This window comes from Nostoc sp. (assembly GCF_036917235.1).
Classification (GTDB): Bacteria; Cyanobacteriota; Cyanobacteriia; order Cyanobacteriales; family Nostocaceae; genus Nostoc.
In genome coordinates this window covers 23,259-41,407 of record NZ_JBALDU010000012.1, presented here as the reverse complement: position 1 = coordinate 41,407, position 18,149 = coordinate 23,259, and the positions used below count along the sequence as shown (strand labels likewise).

13 protein-coding genes are annotated in these 18,149 nt (G+C 35.9%); 3 read left to right on the top strand and 10 right to left on the bottom strand.

The annotated features are described in order from the left end of the window. The first annotated feature begins 457 nt into the window (after positions 1–457). On the top strand, positions 458–1,615 hold the full coding sequence (locus V7K44_RS04120) for an endo-1,4-beta-xylanase (RefSeq protein ID WP_334928901.1): 1,158 nt from the start codon (positions 458–460) through the stop codon (positions 1,613–1,615). 288 nt (positions 1,616–1,903) lie between these two features. Here the strand turns inward: V7K44_RS04120 and V7K44_RS04115 are convergent, their stop codons facing one another. From V7K44_RS04115 to V7K44_RS04070, 10 genes are all read right to left on the bottom strand, one after another. Next, positions 1,904–2,728 carry a WecB/TagA/CpsF family glycosyltransferase gene (locus V7K44_RS04115; RefSeq protein WP_334928899.1) on the bottom strand — a complete coding sequence of 275 codons (825 nt, stop codon included), beginning with the start codon at positions 2,726–2,728 and terminating at the stop codon, positions 1,904–1,906. Between the two features lie 144 nt (positions 2,729–2,872). Next, the gene (locus V7K44_RS04110) at positions 2,873–4,024 is read right to left on the bottom strand and encodes a glycosyltransferase family 4 protein (protein WP_334929091.1); all 1,152 of its coding nucleotides are present in this window, start codon (positions 4,022–4,024) and stop codon (positions 2,873–2,875) included. Positions 4,025–4,131: 107 nt separating this feature from the next. Continuing rightward, positions 4,132–5,025, bottom strand: a complete 894-nt coding sequence (locus tag V7K44_RS04105; protein WP_334928897.1) for a glycosyltransferase family 2 protein — start codon at positions 5,023–5,025, stop codon at positions 4,132–4,134. 57 nt (positions 5,026–5,082) lie between these two features. Then, positions 5,083–6,099: a hypothetical protein gene (locus V7K44_RS04100; RefSeq protein ID WP_334928895.1), complete on the bottom strand. Its 1,017-nt coding sequence runs from the start codon at positions 6,097–6,099 to the stop codon at positions 5,083–5,085. Between the two features lie 24 nt (positions 6,100–6,123). Next, the gene (locus V7K44_RS04095; protein ID WP_334928893.1) at positions 6,124–7,395 is read right to left on the bottom strand and encodes a glycosyltransferase family 4 protein; all 1,272 of its coding nucleotides are present in this window, start codon (positions 7,393–7,395) and stop codon (positions 6,124–6,126) included. A 48-nt stretch (positions 7,396–7,443) separates the two neighbouring features. Continuing rightward, positions 7,444–8,673, bottom strand: a complete 1,230-nt coding sequence (locus V7K44_RS04090; RefSeq protein ID WP_334928891.1) for an O-antigen ligase family protein — start codon at positions 8,671–8,673, stop codon at positions 7,444–7,446. A 14-nt stretch (positions 8,674–8,687) separates the two neighbouring features. Then, complete coding sequence (locus V7K44_RS04085; RefSeq protein WP_334929089.1) at positions 8,688–9,614, bottom strand: glycosyltransferase family 2 protein; 927 nt, start codon at positions 9,612–9,614, stop codon at positions 8,688–8,690. Between the two features lie 24 nt (positions 9,615–9,638). Continuing rightward, the gene (locus tag V7K44_RS04080) at positions 9,639–10,961 is read right to left on the bottom strand and encodes a flippase (protein ID WP_334928889.1); all 1,323 of its coding nucleotides are present in this window, start codon (positions 10,959–10,961) and stop codon (positions 9,639–9,641) included. A 120-nt stretch (positions 10,962–11,081) separates the two neighbouring features. Continuing rightward, complete coding sequence (locus V7K44_RS04075) at positions 11,082–12,050, bottom strand: glycosyltransferase family 2 protein (protein WP_334928887.1); 969 nt, start codon at positions 12,048–12,050, stop codon at positions 11,082–11,084. Between the two features lie 55 nt (positions 12,051–12,105). Continuing rightward, a complete protein-coding gene (locus V7K44_RS04070) occupies positions 12,106–14,310 on the bottom strand; it encodes a GumC family protein (RefSeq protein WP_442940659.1) in 2,205 nt (734 codons plus the stop codon). 1,170 nt (positions 14,311–15,480) lie between these two features. Here V7K44_RS04070 and V7K44_RS04065 point away from each other — a divergent pair. Together V7K44_RS04065 and V7K44_RS04060 are read left to right on the top strand one after the other, a co-directional pair. Further along, positions 15,481–15,858 (top strand): hypothetical protein, encoded by a 378-nt coding sequence (locus V7K44_RS04065; protein WP_334928883.1) that lies wholly within the window; start codon positions 15,481–15,483, stop codon positions 15,856–15,858. 1,161 nt (positions 15,859–17,019) lie between these two features. Continuing rightward, positions 17,020–18,039 carry an RpoD/SigA family RNA polymerase sigma factor gene (locus V7K44_RS04060; RefSeq protein WP_257235816.1) on the top strand — a complete coding sequence of 340 codons (1,020 nt, stop codon included), beginning with the start codon at positions 17,020–17,022 and terminating at the stop codon, positions 18,037–18,039. Positions 18,040–18,149 lie beyond the last annotated feature (110 nt).

Below are 18,149 nucleotides of genomic sequence, written 5' to 3'. Positions count from 1 at the left end.
CAACAATCAAAGTCTCTGTTTAAAAAGACTTTGAGGCAATTTATTCTTTTTTGTGGGGTATAGGGTCGGGAATCTCTGATGTATTTTACTTAAACGTTAGAGGTCACTTATCAAGTCAAAATATAACAATTACTGTAGTACAAACAGAATGAGCAGTAGCTTATTCTGCTTCTCTTACTTAAGATTACTAACGAAAATCAATGGCGATCGCATTACCATTATCCGGTGCTGATGTAGACATAATTAACTATTTATTATCGAATTAATCGTTATATATTAGGGTAGTATGTTTACCGCTAGTATGTAAAAGCACAGTTAATTGATGTAAACCGAACATACGTTATGGTTTAACAATTTTTATCTTGTGTAATGACTGTGTGAATTATCACTAAACCTCAAAAAGTATCAAAATTTATTTTGTAATATAATCTTATGTGTTTTTTATGAAATATAATTTATGCCTTATCGGAGAAATTTTTTAAGAAGAGCAGGATATACAACCCTTTCTGCCTTATTAACTATGGGGTTTTTGCAAAAGGATAACCAAAAAGAAAATCAAGGCACGAATGCTATTGCAGGAAATTATACAAGTAAAAATTTAAATTCTCCTCTTCGGCAATTAGCTGCTGCCAAAGGAAAGCGTTATGGCGCAGCAATTTCTAATGAATTTTTGCAAACAGAGAAAGATTACGCTAACCTAATGGCTCGTGAATGTTCCATTGTTACACCAAATGGTGAATTAAAATGGAACGCTACTGAACCACAGCCAGGAAAATTTACCTTTGAGTCAGCAGATGCGATCGCTGATTTCTGCCAAAAACATAGGATAGAATTGCACGGGCATACCCTTTTCTGGCACATGGGAAACCCAGACTGGGTTCCTTACCCACCCACACCTACGATGATCGAACGCCATGTTAAAGGAGTCATGGGGCATTATCGCAATAGCCCCGTTTTAAAGTCTTGGGATATCGCCAATGAAATCATCGCTGATAATGAAAATGAAACTGATAATGCAACAATCGGTTTGCGTAAAGGGGTAAAACCAGAATTGATTCGAGATTTGTTTTTAATTGCCGCTTCAGTTGATAGCAGCAAGAAATTTTACCTAAACGATTTTGGCATCGAAGGCACCACATGGAAATCAGAACGTTTCTTAAGAATGGTCGAATATCTCAAGAATAGTGGTGTTAAAATTGATGGGGCAGGCATCCAATCGCATCTATGGTTTTCTACTGCATATCCTTTTGACGAGAAAGGATTTAATTCCGTCTTAAAACGGCTTAACGATCTTGAAGTTAAACCAATAATTACAGAATTAGATATTATTATTGATATGCCATTGCCCGATAGTATTAAAAAGCTAGACCAGATGGTAGCCGATAGTTACAAGCGATATCTCGATCTGTGCTTTGCGGCTAAAGTCGATACTGTCATTACATGGGGACTTACCGATCGTCATACCTGGATACGTCATCCTGAGTGGATGCCAAGAAAAACCTTTAGAAACAATCCAAGTCTCTGGAAATTTCTGCGTCCACTTCCCTTCGATGAAAATCTGCAATCTAAACCAGTCCGTAATGCTATAGCCCAGGCTTTTCAGGAATCAACCTAATACTCCACCCAGGCATAAACATAGCGTTTCCTTAGCAACTGAGGTACACCCAAATCTTGTTTACCAAGCTTAGTAGTTTTGAAAATGTACCTCACTATGCCGGGAATTGCTATAGCATTTTTAAGTATTATTCTAAGCAAAATAGATGGAGATATTTTTAGTTATTCACGATTATGAAAGTTGAATAAGACTTACTGACTAATTAATCATTAAATCTTAGTACAACGTTTCGTTTCATAAATTCGTGACGAATTGAGCGACCTGCTGGTAAGAGTCTGATAACCTCGATCAAGCTACGAACTTTTGAAATTTCGTACTTAGAAATACCAGCAGGTTATTTTTTTTTCGTTTACTTGAGATACTCCAAATTTCTCGTAAAAATAATGTGCCAACAAACCAAGGCTCAACTAAATAACGTCTCCAAAGTCTTTTTGGTTCAGATAACAAGCGATACAACCATTCCAACCCCACCTTTCCCATCCAGCGAGGAGGAGTAGGTATTGCTCCTGCTATATAGTCCATACAGGCTCCACTAGTCAAAATAGTGTTGGCATGAATATGTTCAAGATTTTCGTAAATCCAATACTCTTGGCGTGGCATACCCATCCCTACCATTAATATATGGGGTTTGTAAGCATTAATTGCAGCCACAGTGGCAAGATTTTCTTGACTATCTTTATCTATATCAATATAGCCATGAGCGCAAGCAATCTGTAAACCAGGAAATTTCTGGCATAAAATATTTGCTGCATTTTCAGCAACTCCTGGCTTTGAACCTAAATAGAATACACGCCAGCCTTTACTAGCAGCTTCTGCCATCAGAGGCCATACCCAATCAGCATAGGTTACTCTTTGTTCCCGTTTAATTGGAAAACCCAGCAGCTTTCCAAGAAACACTAGAGGCATACTATCTATATGGGTATATTCTGCCTTCGCATAAAAAGCTTGCATTTTTGGATCGTTATGGAAGAGATAAAGACTATGTAAGTTGTGATTAGCAATAATCCATTTTTCATCTCGATTAATAGATTCTTCAATCAATAAATTTAAGTCAAGGATAGAGAGTGCATCCACTTGAGCACCAGTAATTTTATAGGAAAATCGCTTTTTCATATCTTATTTTTCTTTTGATAAATATGAGATTTTATCTCAAGGTCAAGGTGAATATTGTAAAATTAATTAGCAACATTTCAAGAATGAAGTACCTAAATATTTAAATGCCTAATTTTTTAGTTAAAAATTATTATCTAACTATAACTAAAAAGCACTTGTTTTTATGAGGATGTCTGCGATATTTTGTGCTCTTGCATTCCAGGAATACTTTTCTGTAATTAAAGTATATGCTGTATCTACAATTGACTGATATTTATCAATATTTGAAGCAGCATCCAGTATTGTCTTAGCGATTTCTTCGCTAGAGTATCCTGTTACTAACAGATGTTCTAAATTGCGAAATTCTTCTAAACCTCGCAAGCCTTCTGGTGTTGATATAACTAATTTTCTACTAGCAAAATAATCTAATGCTTTATTGCGAGCACCACCTGCTACTGCTTGTTTTGAAAATGGCAACAAAGCAATATCTGCATATTTCAGATGGGCTACAAAATCTTCTCTTTTAGGTAAAAAGCCTAAAAAAGAAATATTAGAGGGTATTGGTTCTGAAATATCACTACTATCCCTACCAATAACAACAAAATGCACTTTTTCTTGATGGCTTTCAAGGGATTTCGCGACCTCGATAGCCATTGATACAGACATATCATTAGTTGGAAATTGAAAGGTTTTGGGAGCAATAATAACCACTATTTTAGCTGGTCTAAATGCTTGATAGGGGTCTTTATCTGGAAAAACTTCAGTATTGAGTAAGTCTTGAGTCACTCCATTCCCGATAGAATAAATTTGCTGTGGAGTTTTTCCATACCATTGGGAAATTAGTTTAGGAATTGATTCACCTGCTGCAATAATTGGACTACCAGAGAATATTAAAATTCCCTGAGCAATATATGTCTTAATACATTGTGCAAACTCTTTGAAGGGATTGGCAACTGAAAACAAGCGCATCCAGTATTCATAAGGCGAAAATGTATGAAAATCTAACACAAGAGAGGAACTACTGTGTTTTCTAAGCTTTAGTGAAACTAAAGCAGCCAATCCAGGTAGTGTTTCTTGAGCATACACAATGTCTGGACAAAACTCGTCGATGCACTTTTCTATGGATTGAATATATGACCTCAAGCTTCTTGATCCAATAGAAAAAGAAGGTGCATAATTAACAGATGAACAATCTAAACCTAGCTGAAAAACATCAAAATGTTTAGTAAGATATTGTCCTAGATAAAAAGGTCTAGTAAATGCACCAAATGGCTGACTAGAATCGAGGGTTGAGACAATCAGTAAGCGTTTACCCATAAAATGATTGCTGATTATTATTTTATAATTTGAAACTACATTTGTCAAATTCTTAAGATAGTTATAACTTATCCAAATATCATCCAATAATGACTATCATGCAAGTATTAAACTCCTGAGCTAGTTTGATTAATATCCTCAGAAAATGTGGGAGAGGTTGCCAAATCTTTGTAGCCAATAATTGCTCTAATATAGGGTAAGAACCAGTACAATATCCAGAATGGCCCAGAGTGTCTGCTACAAAATATAGTCCATGATTTCAATGGAAATGCTTTAATTTGTAGTATTTTTTTCAAGCGCTCTAATAGATTTAAATTAGTATCTGCCCAACTATTGTGGATAGAGTTTTTAGTACAAGTCCCAATATACCCAGGAGCTACCCATATTTTACAACCTAATTTACGCGCTCTCAGGGCATAATCTAAATCTCCTAAACTATGAACAAAAGCTGTATCAATATTGCCAACTTTGGCGGCAACACTTTTAGGAATTAGCACGCAGTTACCATACATAGCATCGCATTTTCGGATAACGGAACTTGGTTCTAAAAATTCAAATTTATTAGAATACCACTTTTTAGATTTTACCGCTCCTCCATAAGTTGCTTTTCCTGTAATTAAGTCTTTAGTTGAACCAACTACAATTGAGTCTGGATAACCAAGTTCCGTCAAATTTTGATGAACATGCAATAGTTTACTTACAGCATTGGCTTCCAGAAATGTGTCATCATTCAACCACAAATAATAATCATATTGATATTTGATTGCCTCACCAAAAGCGAGATGCATTCCTCCCACCCAAAATAAATTGCCATTACCTTGAAGAATTTGTACTTCTGGATATTCTGCTTTAACAGCCTCTGTAGTCCCATCAGAACTCCCATCATCAGTTAAATAAACATCACAATGTTTTTTTTGTTGATATAAAGCATTTAGACAGGCAAGAGTTGTATTCCGCCTGTTATGGCAGGTCATAATTACGGCTAGATTTGCTTGCTTCATATTATTATCCTCATATAACATCTACAAAAAAATTAATCCAGATCATAAACTTACAGGTTAAAACTTAACCATTTTTTCTATCCAGCCACTGAAATTAATATCTAAATTGAAGTTCTTTAGTTTTTGTTCCATTTTTCTGGCTACCAAAATATATCGATGCCAAACTGATACACGAGGCATATTAAGTCTGACAACCTCTTGACATAACCATAGATATTTTTGTGAATTGATATTTAATCTTTTTAATCTTTTTATTTGTGCATTCCAATCGTTATAAAAAAATAAGTTGAAATAATGAATGGATATAATGTCATCCCAATGTTTAATTTGTAGTTCTTTTGATAAACGGTTATGTAAAGGTAATGGATAACTATAATTAGGAGGAAGGTGTTCGACGTTTTCTTCCAAGGCACATAAAGTTACAGACAAAACAGACTGCTCAACAAAATAAATACCCTGGGGAGGAGTAATATCTAAGCGCATTACTTTTTCAAAGTTCTCTTTCCAAGTTGTAAATATACCCGCACTTCTTCTTACAGCAATCAAACCAGAATTCCAGTAGGCTCTGATTCTTTTATTACCAATTGGTGTGTCAACAAATACCTCACGCTTTACTCCCAGTACTTCATATAGTTTTTGCCAATACCATTCTTGAGGATCTTGCAGACCTGTAGAACCAATTCCTTGACCATATTCAGGACGCATCCTTACATTACAATCTATGGGCAATAAAAATTCTTTTGGTTCCGAAAAAAAGCATTTATCACTGTCTAAAAAAACCAATATTTCTGCATCAACATTTTGTTCTGCATAGGCACAAACCAAGGGTTTATTGGCTAAATAATATTCATGAAATTCTCGATTTATTGGAATTTGTTGATGAGTCACCTGCAATGCTTCAAAGGCTTGTTGGGTTTGTTTTAAAATCGGTTCACCTACTCTAGGATGGAAACTATATATAGGTGTATTTTTCAATTCGCCGCAGAACTTACGAATACTTTCTGCAAGCATCAAAGATTGACCTTCTAAACGGCCAGGTTCTGTACAAATTATAAAAGCTATAGCTATTGACATATTATGAAGTATTGATTTACTAAGTTAATTACTCAATGAAGATTTCTTGGCTATCATCAATATTTCCTGAAACAAGGCTGAATAACGACGTGCTTGAAGTTCCAGGGTAAATTCTTGCTCTGCTTTATCACGAGCATAAAATGACAGTTTTTGCAACCTCTGTTCATTTTCAAGTACCCAGGTGATTCCTTTGGCAAAATCCTCAACTTCATAAGGTTTAGCCAAATAGCCATTCTGCTGATGATCGACAATATCTTTTAAGCCAGTAGCATTAAACGCCACAACTGGAGTACCACAAGCGAATGATTCGGAAGCTGTCTGTCCAAAAGATTCTTGAAGAGACGGTACAAGCATCACATCGGCAGCTGAATAAACAATTGCTAAAGATATAGCATCGTGTAAGTGTCCTAAATAGTGGGTTTTGAAGCCTAAATCAGGTGGATTTTCGGGTTGAGATGCTCCAAAAATCACAACTTCCAAGTCATCCTTCCAGCCAGATTTACTCAATTCTTGTAAAGCTGGTTGCAACAAATGAAATCCTTTATTTCTATCGCTTGTTGCTTCTATCGCTCCAAAGAGTATCAGCTTCTTATCTTGGGGTAGATTGAGTGCTTCTCGTGCAAAATGTTGATTAATCGGTCGATATTTTTGAGTATCTAGTCCGTGGGGAATTACCTCGATTCGCAAATTCTGGAACAAAGAACTGGAACGAGCGCACTGCGCTAACCAAGAACTTGGTGAAACCAGAGTTAAATTTAAATTTTTCCAGGCTTTTACTTTGCGCTGCCATACCCAACGAGATAGATCCCACTCATTACCACTGCTGAGTTGAGGACAAGCCCCACAGGATACTTTGTAGCGATCGCATTCTCCAGTTACGTGACAACCTCCAGTAAACCCCCACATATCATGGAGAGTCCAAACTAGAGGACGCTTCAGTTTAGCAAATGTTTCTATTTGCATAAAACCTCCGCTAATCCAATGCAGATTGATTATATCTGGATTAATCTGAGCAACTTTTGGAATAACTCTATCTGGCAACCATTGAGTAAAAAATGGAGTGTTTTTCTTTTGGCGATAAAGCTTTAATGGTAAACTTTCAACTGTCAACTTTGCCTTAGCGACGCCTTGAAATAGTCTAATTTTAGGTGCAATTACTGTTTTATCATTGCTATATTTTTCCTGAACTAACATTTGTGACTGTAGTCCTATATCCTGTAAACCGGTGTGTAAACGATATGCAGCCCTCGCCGCACCGCCATTAATATCATGGGTACTAATATGTAAAATTTTCATTTTTATTAACTTAATAATCACTAAAACTATTTATGACTGCCATAAAAACTAATTGACTAAAATATTTTTATTATTTCGTTGATATTCAACAGTTAAAGATAATGAAGTTGTGACATACATTAACCAATTCCAGCTAGGAGTTAATAATCTTGCTTCTGAAAAATTAACTATGACTATGATAATTAGCATCTGCATTGGCCAATAATCTTCCGGTTTTTTAGCGACAGAAATAATTCGACTCAATGCCATTAAAAAAAAACGGACGAACCCTGCTGTAAAAGTCAAAAAACCTAAAAATCCCAACTCTAACAATAATTCTAAAAAACCATTATGGGCATTACTTGCCCAATCATAAGTAGCTCTTAATTTAGATGCAGCATTACTAGTCCAAAATCCCGAAAATCCATAACCTAACCAAGGTCTTTCCAAAATCTTGGAAATTACTAGATCCCAGAGGTCAGAGCGTCCATTGAAGGTAAGGTCTTTACCAGAAGTGCCAACTACAGTTTCGGCATTATTGAGAAGTAATATTGAAGAAATCATCAGGAACATCAAAGTTGAAGTAATCATAATAACTTGTAATTTATAATTAGTTTTCTTCAAGGATCTGTAGAAAGGTAAAAGTAATACCATTGTCAATAAGATCGTTAAAGATGTTGTTGAACGTGAGAGGATAATTAGACATATAGAGATCCCACATAATGCCCACATCAACCAGCGATATCGATGACCACTAAGAGCAAGATGCAAAAAAACTCCTGCACTCCAAGCCATCATGTAACCTAATTCATTTTTATGACCATAAATTCCACTCCACATACCTAGTAATTCAGGTGATTCGTGAATATAACCTGGTATAAATGCAGAAAAGATTATAGATAATGATGCAGTTACACCAAGTGCCCAAGCTATCAGTCTCATTTGTTCCCTAAGGGAATAACGCATTGCTAAATAGATTGCAAGAAAATATATGCGGATTAGACCTCTTAGATAAGTAAGACTAGAACTTAGGTCTTCTGACCATAAAAGAGAAAATATAACTATTGCTAGTAAAAAAAACTGTAATGGACTTCTAATGATTACATAAATAAAACCTTTCCAGTATAAAATTATGAAATAAAATAGGATTAAATATGAAACTATATTGAACAAAGTATCTAGCTTATCGCCTCCAAGTGTAGACATGGAAACTTCTTGTGCTGGATGTATTGTTAATGCCCCTACAGCAATGAGTAATAGCAAGATAGTTAATATTTTTTCTGTCAGTTTTACTTTCATTTCTGAGATTTTATTTATTTTTTTATCGTTGAGTAATTCAATCTTTTCTTTATTTCTTCTTTGAAAATATCCAATGTAGTTGCTTTGTAAACTGTTTTCTGTGTAAAATTATCTGCTTCTACATTCCTGACAATAAATGGTGGATGCTTTAAGGGAAATTCCATTGTCTGCATAGACATATTGATGAAGGAAAATCCTTGATTTGAAGTGAAATGAGTTGCGTCTGGACCAACACCAACATTGGAGATTAAATTGACATTGGGAATAATACTTAAGCTTCCCTGCATCCAACAAGCAAATGTCCATTGGTAATCCCAGGTTATACCTGTAGGATTGTCATAAACAGACTGAAATATTCGTTGCCAAGAATTTACCGCTTTTTGGTCTATAAGAATGTCATATAAAAGGTTTTCTGCTTGCACCTCTTTCCAGAGTTTGATAGTCAAATCATAATGTTGCCAAGCACGTCTCCAACTTGCCCAACCCCAGCAGTGATTGTAGCGAGAAAAATAGTAACTATAATTTGTACGTTTTTGTCCAAGTTGAAGATTTTGAGCAGAGATTGTGGCAATTCTGGTATCATTTCTATATTTTTCCAGCAGTTCTTGACTAAACCTGAAAAAAGTTGGGTGAGGAATACAATCATCTTCTAAAATAATTGTCTCTTCAACATTATGAAAGACCCAATCTAAACCACTTGATACACGTTTTGCACAACCTAAGTTGATATCAGAATAATTCTTAACTACTTCACAATCCCAATCAACTCTCTCAATAATTGCCCTAGTCGCTTCACATTTTTCTGCCTCACCTTCGCGGTCAGTGCGGGGCCCATCTGCAATTACAAAAAGTTTTGTTGGCTTGGCTTGGCGAATAACTTCAAAAACTTTTTCTGTTGTTTGGGGGCGTTTAAAAATAATAAAAGTTACTGGTGTTTGCATCATATAAAGTTTAAATAATAACGATCAGGATTTGTAAAAATGAATAAGCGATCGCACCTGAATTTTAAATAGCTTTTGTGTTCTTGAATCAAATGCGTTGCATATAAAAGCAGCAGCAGCTTGAGATATTATTGTTGCGATCGCAGCCCCAAGTCCTGCATATTTAGGAATTAGTAATAAATTGAGAATAATGTTTAGTATCGCCCCAAATAAAGTCTTACCTAAAGAAACGTGGTTCAAACCTTCAGCAATAAACCAAGGTGATGTTGCAAGACCCATAAATACAAACAAAGAAGTCCAAATATGAACTGCTAATATTGGTCCTGCCTCTGCATATCCACTTCCAAACATCACCATAATTATCTTGTCCGATAAAAAGGACATAGGAAGAGCAATTGCTAAAGATATACATGTCATAAGACTGAGTAATTGTCCTATTCGCTGATAGTAAAGACCTTCTGATTTTTCCTTAGCGGCATAAATTGCTGGAGCAACAGAGGAAACAATAGCCCCTGGAATAAAATACCAAATTTCAGAAACACGTACAGCCGCAGAATAAATACCAACCTCACTATCTCCGATCATTTGACCTAACATCACCTGATCTATTCTCATAAAAATCATGATGGCGAACCCCGAAAAAATTAGAGGTAAACTCTCTTTCAAAAGAGTTTTAGCAGTTGCAACACTCCAACGCCATAACCATAATGAAGACCCTTTGACTTGGTAAACAATCAGTAAGCCAATTGCACTCATTGCAAATTCTGCTAATGTTACCAAAGCAAAAGCTAGCAATGGTGCTTTTGTTAAAATCAGTGCGATTTTGATGAGAGTATTTAGCAGAAAGGCCGTGTTTTTAGCAATTACAGTATATTTTGACTGCACCTGTGATTGAAACCACAGTTCAATAGTATCAGATGCCCTAAAAACTCCTGCTATTCCTAAAATTGCAACTAGCCATATCTTTAGTGTTTGATGCTCACCTAAGAAAAACATCGTGCTAACTGCCAATAAAACAGAAGCAATTCCACCCAAAAATTTTAGCCAAAAAGTAGTTCCTAAAATTTCCTCTTTGTTTGATGATTGACGAACAAGATGGCGAACTACTACGTCGTCTAGTCCGAGAGTAAAAATTGGGCTAAATAAGGCAACAAAAGCTAAAGCATAGTTAAATAGACCATACTGTTTTACTCCTAAATAACGTGCTACCCATACTCCTACAATCAAGCTTGCACCCATACGTAGAATGCGATCGGCAAATAACCAACCTGTATTAGCAATAATTGCACGCAGCCCAGAACGAGATTTAAATTTCGATAAGTTTTTAATTTTTAATTTGCTTAACATTATTTTTATGAATTAATCACATGCAATTATTTATATTTATCAATCTCGCTCATGCAACTTTGTCATTTTATCAAATACAAAATAAAGTGTATTTATTTGGCAACTCACATTATGGAACGCTTAAAATGTTTTTAATTTACCACTAATCAAAATCCTCAATAAATAGCTAAGTAAGAAAAGAATACCCTTTATTTTCCAATATAAACTATGCTCAAATAAAAATATTATTTTCAAATAAGTAACAAAATCCTGATATTTTGGGGATGGTATTGTTTGTAACTCCTTGATAGATGTAAAAGCTAAGAATAATGGGTAGCTAAAATTGTTTTTTTGCAGAATGTAATTAAACAGGGAATTGCGTTTCCAGAATCTTTTGTATTCATAGTTTTTATCTACATCTAAAAAGTTCTTATTATGATACTGATTATTTTCATGTATTCTATACATCACTAAAGGTTTAGACATATAAAACTTTTTAGCCCCCACCAAAGAAGCTCCCCATACCAAACAGTCATCAGCCCTTACACGCCAATCTTCTAAATTTGGAATAGGTAAAAATTTTCTGACTATTTCTCTACGTATTGATAATGTTGAAGTTATGGAACCAATCCATTCACCATTATATAAAGTTCTAATTACTGAATAACCCAAATCTAAATCAACTGCATCGTCTTGAAATGTCTCTTCTACTGCTCCAAATTTTTTATACGCACAAAATACAAAATCACATTCACTACGTCTATTGTAAAAATTTAGGGCGTTTTCTAAATATTGAGGTTCATAAATATCATCGGCATCTAAAAAAAACAGAATGTCACCAGTAGCAGCTAAAAAACCTTCATTGAAAGATGATAATTGCCCTTGATTTTGTTCTTTAAAGATAGATTTAACATTAGCTAATTGAGTAAAATTATTGATGATTTCCGCCGAATTATCTGTAGATGCGTCATCAACAATGATAATCTCATCAAACTTAACTGTCTGATTTAAAGCGCTATCAATTGCGTCAGAGAGAAATGGAGCATAATTGTAATTATTAATTAAACAAGAAGTTCTGATTTTAGTTTTATCCATTATTCCTACAGTCACAAAATTGGGTTTAGATGGTTGTAGTGATGGTAGCTTTCACACTTTCTAAGAGAACTTAACGCTCTTTGTGAAATTTAGTTAAGCTGCTAGATACCAAATCTTGTTCTATTTGTCGTTTTTTAGTGTCATAAAAATAATTATTAGGTTCATTTTTAGTATTTACACCATTGATGACTATCCCTAATACCTTCTGACCTGACTGAGTTAAAAACTCTTTAGCTGCATTTGCACTGTTCAAGTCAACCACTCCAGGACGAACGACTAATAAGATACCGTCAGTCAAGGTGCTTAAAACAGCAGCATCTGCTATTCCTGAAAGTGGAGGAGTATCAAAGATTACAAGATCGTAATCTCTCCCAAAGCTACTAATTAATGTCGCCATACGTTGAGAATCTAGCATTGCCACTGGATTTGGAGGCAAAACTCCAGAAGTGAGAACTTCCAGATTAGGCATTACTTCTTGAACAACTGTATCTAAAGAAGCTTGGTTGATTATTATATTACTTAGTCCAATTGTATTTGTTAGCCCCCAGATATGATGCTGTATGGGATGACGCATATCTGCATCCACCAACAACACCCTACGCCCCGCCTGAGCCATAGTTACAGCTAAATTTGCAGATACGTCAGACTTTCCTTCTTTGGCAACCGAACTTGTAATTACAATGCTTTTGAGCGGTTTATCAGAACAGAGGAACTTCAAGTTCACTTGTAGTATTTGATATGCGTTACCAACAGGGAAGTAAGGAATATCTCTGCCAATAATTTTGGGAATAGGTCTATCAAGTCCTGGTATAGAAGAATGATCTTTACCATTTCTACCTTGTGTAGGAATCACTCCCAAAACACTGTATCTCAAGACTTCTTTCGCTTCTTTGACGGTCTTCACCGAGCGGTCTATCAAGTCTAAAGTAAAGGCGACAATGATACCTAAGAAAAAACCAACTCCCGCTCCACCAACAATAAACAGCATTTTTCGAGGCCCTTCTGCTTTATCAGGGATTAAAGCATAGGAAATGACACGAGCATTTGGAATTTTTTGGTTCTGTGCAATATCAATCTCTTGGCGTTTCTTTAAGAGTGTTTCGTAAGTCGTTTGAGCTGCTTGCAGTTTTCGTTCTAGCTCTCGTTGACTTTGTTCTAGCCTTGGCAAATTATTTGCTCGTTTTATATAGGCATTTTGCTGTTGTTTGAGTGTGGCAATTTGTCTCTCTAGACCAACGCGTTCTGCCTGGGCACGAGTAATATCTGCAATTAGGCTTTGCCGCAGTTGTCCAACCTGTAAACTTCCCTGTGTTATCTGCGCTCCACCAGCTACTTGTCCTGTCCGCTCTTTTAGCAAGTTCTTAAGAGCTACGACTTTTTCTTCTAAGTTAGTAATTGTAGGATGTTCAGGTGAAAAACGGGTACGCTCTATTGCTAGTTTGCTTTCTGTGTCTTGGAGTTCAGCAAGCACTTTCTGAACTCCAGGTGCTTGACTCAATTCAGAGTCGATTACACCTTGCCGTGAATCTACCTGAGCTTCACTACTTAACTGTTCTAGACGACCCTTCACATCATCTAGTTGAGCTAAAGCTTGAGAAATTTGATTTCCTAACTTAGAAATTGTATCGACTGCTGCGGCTGCTTCTTGTTCTAGGACAACAACTTTATTCGTTTCTTTAAATACCCGCAGTTTTGATTCGGCTCTTCTGACAACTTCCTCAGCTTTAGGTACTTCCGTTACAAGAACCTGTTTGGCTGTCCGCGCTTCATTCTGATTAGCCTTGATATTTAGATCGATATAACTGTCAATAACTTCATTAACGATTTTAGCAGCTAGCTTCGGGTCGCCGCCTTTATAAGAAAGTTGTACAACATCAGTGCCTTTAATCCCTTCTATTTTTAGTTGTTTTGCCAAGTCGGGAATCGAGAGCAGTTTGCCTTGGCTATCTTTAAGGTTGAGGGAATTAATCGTTTTCTCAATTACTGGATTTGATCCAATAACTCTCACTTGAGTTTCCAGGGGATTGTCGTTCACATTCAAAGCTTCTAGGCGTCCTATGTCATCCGATAAGCCCGTGAGTGAGGAAGAGCGATTTGTTTTAATCATCAAACTTCCTTCTGCTTTGTATGAAGGTTTTAGCGAAAATGCATACAAGCATCCAAGGCTAACAGATATGGCGAAAATTCCAACTAGAGGTAGCCAACGCCGTTGAAAAACTTCTAAGTATTTCTGAATATTTACTTCTTCAAAGTTTGGTAAAGATTCCATTGTCATAATATATGTAAACTTTTATAAAAAAAGACTATTTACTTACAGCAGATTGTTCTCACAATTTTGAATACAGTAACACTGTAGTCTAACTTGTGATATTAATATTTGGGGTGATTGTTAGCTAATACCTTATTACCGAGGTTCTTCAATATCTGAAGTTAACTAATAATTTGGCAAGTCACAATTTTAACTTAGATTTATATTTTACTGACAGCAAAGCCAGGATAACTCATAATTTTATCCCTTATCTAGTTGCTTTCCATTTTTGGGGCTTAATTTTTGTTAACTTAGTTTTGTGTTACTACTAATGCAAGTATTGATTGCCAACCTAACAATCACTATCATATTATGTAAGAACACTGAATTTAATAACTTTACAAAAAATTTATACAAAATGCTAATATATTTACCCTCGGTTTGCTGATTTTGAAAAGACAATAGGAGTCAATTACTTCAGGTAAGGAATAGTTAAATTGTGCCAGTCTATAAGCAATGTAAGCACTTCAGAGATAGACTTTGGAGAGTGAGAAGAGATACCTAGAAAGACTAGATGGATATTTAGGTAAGCTACTTCAAAACTTTAACTAACAATGAATCATTGCTCTAAATAATAGTCAATGGGAATAATACGGGACTGGCAATCATAAAATTGCATGATTTGAGTATTGAATCTATAAGGACTCACAATCAGTTTAATCTTTACTGCTCCCTCCTGTCTGATCGCTTGCTACCTACGACAAATTTTTGCGCTGACCGACTTAGTACAGGTAATTCAGTCGGTACAAATGATTAGAAGACAAGTTGTAAGACAAAATTAATTTACACAAAATTTAATCTTCAACCCTATCCAGCTTGAATTTAACGTAGCATAACAAAGGAGTATCAAATGACAGCGTGGTTAGAGCAATAAATTAGTTTACATCAGACTAGTACAAGATAGCGGAAATCCAGGTACTATCTCAATTAACCAGACAAATAGCTCAAGCAAATTGTTCAAGGTAGGCAAACTTCAGTCATATTTTACTAGATTTCACTATATTTTTCGTGAAGTTTTGCTGTATTTATTATTACCTGTGTTAATCTGAAGTATTCAAGCTAGGCTCCTATTTCTTTGTTTTTGGATATAGGCAATTGTAATTATTAAACTGACATTAAATGTTGAGAGATTGAATTATGAAATCCTCTTCTATTATCTTAGCCGTTGTGATTAGCGCACTCACTCTCAGTCAGAGAGCCTATGCTAACCAAGAGAATGTTCCTATAACAATAGGCGATCGCGTTCGAGTTTTATTGACAGAACCAGCTACGATTAACGCTACATGGAGCAATTTTATCGGACAGACTAATAATCCAAAACAAACTGCTGAATCAATTTCGCTAGTGCAAGAGCAAGAATGCCAAAAAATTAACCCGCTTGAGTACATTAATAACCCAAGTGCTTTTTTTAAGCAATGTCAAGAGCCAACCAAGACTCAAAGTAGTGAGCCAATTGAGTATCTCAAGGTTCCTAAACTGGATTCTGGTATTCGTGTGACAGTTACTAAATTTTAATATAGGAACTTTTTTAATAATACATAGCTAATTCTTGGTAGTGTGATTTATCTAGATAATTTACGCTCAAACATGGATGAAATATTTATGCTGGCTGCTTTAGCGATCGCGGGTGTTGGTGTCTTGCCAAGTGTCATCCTTGATGTTAGTCTTACCACTGTTAGTACTTTTAGTCCATTAAATTTCTCGTAGGAGTAATCAAGTTGACAACACCGCATCCAGTGCAGATGTCTGCGTGCCATTATGACACAAGTGCAATTGTCACAGATGTCTGCGTCTTTTCGATCGTCCTAAATCCCAGGAAAGAGATATGAGTAAAAATGAATATACAGATGTAGCAGTAGTACGTCTGTACAAGTGTTCTGGATACCGCATAATTAATTTCACCAGATGCCTAATTACTAAGTATTTGACCAGATTATTCAATAAAGCTGTTATTTAATAAAGAAGGGGAGCAGGAGAAGTTCTTTCTTTCATGTTTAACGATCGCTCACTATGTAACTGGCTCGATATGCTTAGATTGTATTACAAAAAAATGAGGTTAAAAATGGATGTTTTCTATTTAATAAGTTTTTATTTAATAAGATTACATCTATTGATAAGCGGATCGTGAACACTTCAATAAATGAACTTGTTGTGATATTTTAAGAGTTGCTATTAATAATTTATCTGTTAGATAAGGGAATGGTTACTCGATATTTTTTACTTTTTCCAGAAACCGCATTGGATAAATACACTAAATTTAATTGTTAATCGTATTTTAGAATATGCAAAAATCAATGATAAAAGAATATAATTATTTCAAAGGATATCCTAATGATACTTTAGATAATTGATTTGTGACTGGTGATGATGTTATTATTAAGGGGTGGGTTGATTTTGGGTTTATTATCTCCAACAATTAACTTGTAATGTATCATAGACCAGAATTCATCAGTGTTGCAAATTGATTAGACCTCTTGCATAAATTACAAATTAAGAACCCCACCCCGCCAAAGCTACGCTTTGTCTCCCCTCCCCGAAAGCGGGAAGGAAATTAAGGGATGGGGTGTTAAGTACTTTTGCAAGATATCTATTGATTAGCAGTGTGAAATGGCTGTGGGTCTGAATATCTAGACTTGATACCAATAAATTGATGAGGTTACAGAGGAGCAAATAACCATGAGCAACTTAACATCTTTACATACCGAAGTTCAAAAAACGAAGAAAAAAAGTTTAGCCGCAGATAAAAAGCCTCGAGCTACAGATGATATTGTGCGTAGTTATCTGCAAGAGATCGGGCGTGTAGATTTGTTGACTCGCGAACAAGAGGTTATTTTTGCCCAACAAGTGCAGCAGATGATGAATTTATTAGCTGCTAAGGAAGAATTGGCTGTGAAATTAAACCATGAACCCACACTGCAAGAATGGGCAGATCGGGTGGAGTTAAGTGTGGAGGTGCTAGAGCAACAGCTAAATTTAGGACACCAGTCCAAGCAGAAAATGATTCAGGCTAATCTCCGGTTAGTGGTAGCTGTGGCAAAGAAATACCAGCACCGGAACCTAGAATTTATGGATTTAATTCAAGAAGGTACTTTAGGCTTAGAACGGGGGGTGGATAAATTTGACCCCGCTCTTGGTTACAAGTTTTCTACTTATGCTTACTGGTGGATTCGTCAAGGAATCACACGAGCGATCGCTCAACAAGGACGTACAATTCGTTTACCTATCCACGTCTTTGAGAAACTGAACAAAATTAAACGGGTGCAGCGAGAATTATCTCAACAGTTGGGTCGCGTTCCCACTACTGCTGAAATTGCCACTGCCTTATCTTTGACAGCTAGTCAAGTTCGAGAGTGTTTGTACTTAGCCCGTCAACCCTTCTCTCTAGAGGCGAGAGTTGGCGAACAACAAGATACAGAATTGCAAGACATATTGGAGGATGATGGCCCTTCTCCTGAAGATTATGCCGTTGAAGAATCTCTCCATCAAGACTTACAAGACTTATTGGCAAAACTGTCGCCCCAGCAGCGAGAAATATTAACCCTGCGCTTTGGTCTAACGGATGGGTATGAACTTTCTTTAGCACAAATTGGCGATCGCATGGGTATTAGTCGAGAACGGGTGCGTCAAATAGAACAAAAAGCTCTCAGTCTCCTCCGACGCCAAAAGGAACAAGTACGTAGTTATCTAGCTAGCTAAAGTTATTTTTTCATAATTGAAGGCATTGAAACTCAGGAAGTCACCATAATGGTTGTATAAAATTCAGTCATTCTGGGGGAAAATAAACCTAAATAATCTCTCTTAAAGAT